Source organism: Streptomyces sp. NPDC060000 (genome assembly GCF_042737375.1).
GTDB lineage: Bacteria > Actinomycetota > Actinomycetes > Streptomycetales > Streptomycetaceae > Streptomyces.
In genome coordinates, this window is sequence record NZ_JBHWUU010000052.1 from 21,624 (window position 1) to 27,762 (window position 6,139).

4 protein-coding genes are annotated in these 6,139 nt (G+C 68.7%); 3 read left to right on the top strand and 1 reads right to left on the bottom strand.

Features of this window, described 5'->3' with window-relative positions; genetic code table 11:
- Window positions 1–79 precede the first annotated feature (79 nt).
- Window positions 80–1,129 carry a PP2C family protein-serine/threonine phosphatase gene (locus ACFWBB_RS25730; RefSeq protein ID WP_385277085.1) on the top strand — a complete coding sequence of 350 codons (1,050 nt, stop codon included), beginning with the start codon at window positions 80–82 and terminating at the stop codon, window positions 1,127–1,129.
- Window positions 1,130–1,878: 749 nt separating this feature from the next.
- The gene (locus ACFWBB_RS25735; RefSeq protein ID WP_385277001.1) at window positions 1,879–2,184 is read left to right on the top strand and encodes a WhiB family transcriptional regulator; all 306 of its coding nucleotides are present in this window, start codon (window positions 1,879–1,881) and stop codon (window positions 2,182–2,184) included.
- Between the two features lie 80 nt (window positions 2,185–2,264).
- Here ACFWBB_RS25735 and ACFWBB_RS25740 read toward each other — a convergent pair whose 3' ends face one another.
- Entirely contained in the window at window positions 2,265–3,824 is a 1,560-nt protein-coding gene (locus ACFWBB_RS25740) for a polysaccharide lyase family 1 protein (protein ID WP_385277004.1), read from the bottom strand.
- A gap of 1,360 nt (window positions 3,825–5,184) precedes the next feature.
- Here ACFWBB_RS25740 and ACFWBB_RS25745 point away from each other — a divergent pair.
- Window positions 5,185–5,781 carry an HD domain-containing protein gene (locus ACFWBB_RS25745; protein WP_385277007.1) on the top strand — a complete coding sequence of 199 codons (597 nt, stop codon included), beginning with the start codon at window positions 5,185–5,187 and terminating at the stop codon, window positions 5,779–5,781.
- The last annotated feature ends 358 nt before the right edge of the window (window positions 5,782–6,139 follow it).

Consider the following 6,139-nt stretch of genomic DNA (forward strand, 5'->3'; position numbering starts at 1 on the left):
CGATAAGATCTGAATTGTGACCAGGTCAACACGGCTCCGGCGCCGCCACCGTCCCTACGGCGGTCAGCGGCAGGCCGTAATGCTGTCACCGGTGCTTGTCACCGTCGTCATCACCGGCCTGGCCTTCGCCACTCCGAGAGAGATCGCCTTCAGCCGCCTCCTGCCCGCGGCACCCGCCCTCGCAGCCGCCCTGTGGCCCGTGCTCCCGACGCTCTTGCTGGGGGCGTTCTGCTTTCTGGTCATGATCGGCATCAGCTTCGTCCACTCCGATCTGGGGACGCCGTACACCGCTGCCGCGATCGCCGCGGTCACCCTCGCGGCCGCATACGCGAGCCATCTCCGGCTCCAGCGCGAGGAGACTCTCTTCCAGGTCCGGCTCGTCGCCGACGCGGCGCAGAAGGTGCTGCTGCGTCCGCTGCCGCACCGTATCCAGGGCATCGAGATCGAGTCGCTGTACCGGGCGGCCCAGGAGCAGGCCCGCATCGGAGGCGACTTCTACGAGGCGGCCGACACGCCGTACGGAGTCCGCCTGCTCATCGGCGATGTACGCGGCAAGGGCCTGTCAGCGGTGGGGGCCGCCGCGGCAGTGATCAACTGTTTCAGGGAGAACGCGTACGACCAGCCTGACCTGAAGGGTCTGATCCATCGCCTGCAGACCACCATGACCCGCTACAGCGCCGCGATCCCCGCTGACGATCAGCAGGAGCACTTCGCCACCGCTCTGATCACCGAGATCCCCTACGGCAGCGGGCACGTCAAGGTTCTCAACTGCGGTCATCCGCCACCGGTGTTCGTGCAGGGCGGCGACATCCACGTTCTTGAGCCCACCCGCCCCTCCACACCCCTCAATCTGGCGGCGCTCCTCGGAGACCACTACCACGTGGACACCGTCGCCTTCGTCCCCGGCGACCAGATGCTGCTCTACACCGACGGCGTAACGGAAACCCGCGACCGCAACGGCACGTTCTTCCCGCTGCCGGACTGGATGCGCCAGCACCGCGCGGCCCCGCCCCGTGAGCTGCTGAACCAGCTGCACAGGGACTTGCTCCACTACGGCGGCGGAAGGCTCGATGACGACATCGCGGCCCTCGCCGTACGCTGCCGGCAGGTCTCGGCTCAGGAGCACTAGGGGTCGGTCTTCGGGGATCCGCAGGCCGGACGAGACGCGGGTGTGACCTGCGCTCCTCCGAGGGGCTCTCCCTCGGTGTCCCCGTCGCCGGCTCCCCCGGCTCGCCGCGCTCCCTCGAATCGCCGCGCTCGCGCGGGCCCTCTCACGTCTCACGTCGGCCTCCCCTTCTCCTTACACCCAGGAGGTCGAGGGAACCGGCTACGACGAGGGGCGGGGGCACCGGCGTGGCCGAGTGGCGGGCGGGCCACGAGCGGTTCCGGCACAGCGAGGAGATGCGTGCGGCGTTGGACGACCCCGAGTTGCACAAGGACAGCTCGGTCGCTCATGGGGGTAGCGTACGCCCGATTGAACATGTTCAAAACTCTCCTGCTCCTGAGTCCCACCGCCTCGCTCCGCCTCTTGGGTTTGATCCCTATTCCCCGGCTCCCATCGCGTGCGCGGTGGACGGATCAGGCGGGAACCGCGAGCAGCTCCGGCGGCCCGACAGCGCCCGCCCCCTCGCTCCGGAACGCGTGACGGGTAGCCGCCCGCGCCCCGCTCGCCGCAGGAGACACCCCGGTCCGCGACGGCGGTCCCCGACCCGGCCACTCCCCCGTTGTCGGCCGTCACTCACCGGTCACATCGTCGACCCTCTACCGCAAATAAGACATATGCGTTTAAGATGCTCGGAACCTCTGCCGGAGCCGCGGTGGTGTCCTGCGCCGCGGCCATCGCTTGCCCTGCCTTCAGGCGGTCTTGAGAGGTGCACCATGACCGGCGCATGCTGCGGACAACCGGCAACTTCCGACTGGCGCGATCAAGCTGCGTGCGTGGGGGAAGATCCCGAGATCTTCTTCCCTCTCTCCGACATCGCGGCTCCTGGCACAGAAGCCTCACTGGCCCGAGCGGTATGCCGCCGCTGCGCCGTGCTCATCCCCTGCCGCGACTGGGCACTCGAGCACGGCGAGGACGACGGGATCTGGGGTGCCACAACGGCTGCTCAGCGCCGCACCATACGAAGAGCGACGATAGAGCCGACTCCCGCGATCAGGCGCCCCGGCGACGAGGCGGGGTAAGCCCTCCGGCCGGCCCGGTGGAAGCGTGAACCGGCCGGCCGCTCGTGCGGCCGGCCTGGGCTGGGGCACCGTCCTTCCGGTCAGGCGTAGGTCTCGAACTCGGCCACCTTCGGGGTGGCGCTCGAGCCCGCGATCTCGAAGGTGACCTTTTTCAGTGAAGTGGATGCGAACGAGATGGCGCCCGCTCCGCTGCCCGAGGTCAGCACCGCCCCGGTGTCGGCATTGAGCACCCGCCAGGAGCCGATGTTGCCGGTGGCTCCGGAGGCCTCACGGATGTTGATCTTGGAGATGGTGGTTGCCGAGCCCCACTTGACCGAGATGGAGCCGCTCGAGCCGGCCGGCGACCAGTAGGTGCTCATGTCGCTGTCGCGGACGTTGCCGTAGCTGGTGCCGGCTGCCTTGCTGGAACCGTCCGAGTCGGCGCCGATACTCAGGTTGGTCCCGGTGGGCGTCGATGTCGCGGTGACCGTCGGCGTGGCGGTGGCGGTCGGTGCGGTGGTGGGAGTCGAGGTGGCGGTCGCGGTGGGTGTCGTCGCCGCGCAGTTGCCGTCCGACACCTTCAGGCCGTTGTTGGCGCCCGCCGTCGCGGTCACGATCGACGGCACGCAGGACGCGGCGTCGAGACTGTAGGAGTAGGGGATGCTGACGGTCGTGTTCGACGTCGGGTTCGGCCCGGCGGGGTTGTTTTCCTCGCCCGGCTGCGACCAGGTCACGTTGTCGAAGATGTTTCCGCTGACCTGCCAGTATCCCGGCAGGTCGGTGTAGAACGTGCCGAGGACGTCCTTGGAGTCCTTGAAGTAGTTGTTGTCGACCTTGGCCTTGCCGCCGGCCCGGGGGTTGATGCCCGATTCGTTCAGGCTGACGTAGTAGTTGTCGTAGATGTGGGCGGTGGCGCCGCGCAGCAGGGGCGTACGGGAGTCGATGTTCTCGTAGCGGTTGTGGTGGAAGGTGACCGGTCCGTTGGCGAGGTCGCTGTCGCTGGAGCCGACGAGGCCGCCGCGGCCGGAGTTGCGCAGGATGCTGTAGGACAGTGTCACGTACCGGGTGTTGTCCTTCATGTCGAACAGGCCGTCGAAGCCCTCCGACTCGCCACCCGAGGCGATCAGCGTGGCGTGGTCGACCCAGACATTGTGTACGTCGCTCTCCATGCCGATGGCGTCACCGCCGTTGGAGGTGGGTGACCCCGACTTCTTCACGTTCTGGACGGTCACGTTCTGGACGATGATGTTGCTGGACTGGCGGATGTGGATGCCGATCTGGTCGAACACGGCTCCGCTGCCGACGCCGACGAGGGTGACGTTGCTGATGCCCTTCAGCTCGATCACACCGGCGGCGGTGTTGCAGCCGGCGCCCGACACCTTCGCGGTGTTGCCGACGGTGACCGTCCCCTCGACCTGGATGGTGATCGGGGTGCTGGTGCCGGCCCGGCTGCACAGTGCCTGGTGGATCTGGGTGCCGGTGGTGGCCTTGACCGTCGTCCCGCCGGCGCCGCCGGTGGTGCCGCCGTTCTGGGTGGCGAACCCGGTCGCGCCGGCGCCGGCCGCCGATGCGGTGGGCATGGACAGGACCACGCCTGTCGCCGCCGCCAGGGCCAGCGTGCCGAGTGCCGCGGGGAGTCGCAGAGCGACTGGCTTTCTCATCCTCGCCTCGTCTTTCGTCATCGCGTACCGGGGTGCCGCGCCCGTCCGTCCCCGGATCCGGGGGCCGTCACGGTCGCGAACCCATGCCATGTCTCTGCCATGTGCATGCCATACGTGTATCGATGCAGGCTCCTGCCGGCCCGGCTCACGATGCTGTTCTCATCACGGGCCGGAAGGGGCGGTGGGGGTGGTGATGTGGTGCGGCGATAGCTGTGGCGTCAGCAGTGCGTCCACCATGCGCGCGACACGGCCGGGTGCCAGGACGGGGCGCACGCATGCCGGGGCGACACAGGTGGGGGCTCCGCCAGGACGACACGACCCGGAAGAACGGGGCCGCAGGGGTCCCGGCCGACCCGTGACTCAGTCACTCGTCGCCGTGGCCACGGCGACGAGTGCGATGCGTCCGCGCCCCGGAGCACATCCCGGAGCCTGGCGCGTCGGCACCTCGATGCGGTCAGCCCGGACCGGCCCCGCGCCGGATCGGTTGCGGCGCGTGGGCTGCCCCGTGACTGATACCGCGAGCCGCTCCCCCGACACGGTCAGCAGGTATCGGGAAAGCGCTTTCTCCACGCGAGGATAGGGCGAGCACTACGGGGTGACAAGTATGTGAACACCGATCCGCCGGCAGACTGCCGCCACTGTCCGATCAACTCCGGGTGACCCCGTACAGAGCCGTGGACTTCCCCATCCTTGGCTGCGACCCGATCCCAATAGTTCACATACATGAATCAGTTCACATACGTGAACCGATGGGATGGCGACGCGCACCCAGCAACTGTGAGTTCCGCGCGGGCCGGCATCCGGTCAACCGTTGCCACACAAAGATCCGAGCCCTCGGCGAACAGGCCACGGTCACCGTCAAGTCCCCGCACCTCCCACGCAAACTCCGCGTGTGTCGTGTTGTGGACGCCCACCCGGTGGCCGAGGTGACAGGGATCAACGCGGCCGCGGCGGACGCGCTGCCGGTCGCCGGAGCCGGCGCACCGGCGCCCAGTACCGCCACGATGGCGCCACGACGCCGCAGGATACTTCTCATCATCGGTTCCCCCTGATCGCCCGCCGGCCATGCACTGCCGTGCGGAGCGTGCACCGGGCTTCGGAGCACGCTCCGGACAATGGCCTGGTCGGGAAGGTGCGTGAATCCCCAGGATCAGGGGGTGACAACGTACCGACGGCGGTCGAGGCGTGCAGGCTCACGAAGACCAGGGCATTCCAGAACCAGGGTGAACTTGTAGGCGCGCGGGTCACGGCGGCGACCGTGTGCGCCGGGCACATGGCGGGTTCGACGAAGCTCCGTTCCGGGTCCCACGGTCTGCCGGCGCCGGCGGTTCGCGTGCGGGTGGGAAGGTAGGCTGCCGAAGTGATCCTGCCGACGGTCAATGAGGTACGCGCGCTGCACGAGCGGTACGCGCCATCGCAGGAGGCCCTGGACCTCGTCTTCACCCACTGCGAAATCGTCTGCGGCATCGCCGAACAGCTTCTGGAACGGACGGACCTCCCCCTCGACGCCGACCTTGTCCGTGTCGGCGCCCTGCTCCACGACATCGGCGTCTACCGGCTGTACGACCAGGCCGGCCGGCTCGACCACCGCAACTACGTCCGCCATGGCGTCCTCGGCCACGACATCCTCCACGCGGAGGGATTCCCGGAGCGCCTGCGCCGCTTCTGCTCCTGCCACACGGGCGTCGGACTTACTCGGGACGACATCCGCGGTCAGGGGCTCGCCATACCCGAGGCCGACTATCTGGCCGAGACCATCGAAGAGCAACTGGTCATGTACGCCGACAAGTTCCACAGCAAGACGACTCCCCCGACGTTCCTCAGTGCCGACACCTATGCCACGCACGTGGAGAAGTTCGGCGCGGACAAGGTCCACGCCTTCGGCCTTCTGCGGGCCCGGTTCGGCGAACCCGATCTGACCTCGGCCAGGGCGCGATACGGCCACGCGCAGGCTTGAGGCCGGCAGCGTGCAGGCGGCGGGGTACCGGAAGTGTCCGCCCCGAGGGTGTACGGCCGGCCGACGGTGTCGGATACGGCCATGCCGTCCCGAGCAGGTGGAGCGGGTACCGCAGTTCCGGTGGGGGATCGAGGAGCGCCGGCCTTCGGGGTGGGTACTGCAGAGGGTGCACGACGGTTCGAGAGGTGCGTCCGCGCTTTGCCGGAGGATGTCCATGTGGAGGCGGAGGGTGGTGCCCCCGTCTCGGGTGGAGCTGATGTCGACCAGGTCGTAGAGCGTAGAGCGGGTGGGCGAGCCATGGGCCGCGGGCGCCGCACAGGGGGGGGGGCCCCGCGGGGGGGGGGGGGGCACCACGAGG

Coding starts and splice junctions, on each gene's coding strand:
- ACFWBB_RS25730 (WP_385277085.1), top strand. CDS start 80: ATGCTGTCACCGGTGCTTGTCACCGTCGTCATCACCGGCCTGGCCTTC.
- ACFWBB_RS25735 (WP_385277001.1), top strand. CDS start 1,879: ATGACCGGCGCATGCTGCGGACAACCGGCAACTTCCGACTGGCGCGAT.
- ACFWBB_RS25740 (WP_385277004.1), bottom strand. CDS start 3,824: ATGAGAAAGCCAGTCGCTCTGCGACTCCCCGCGGCACTCGGCACGCTG.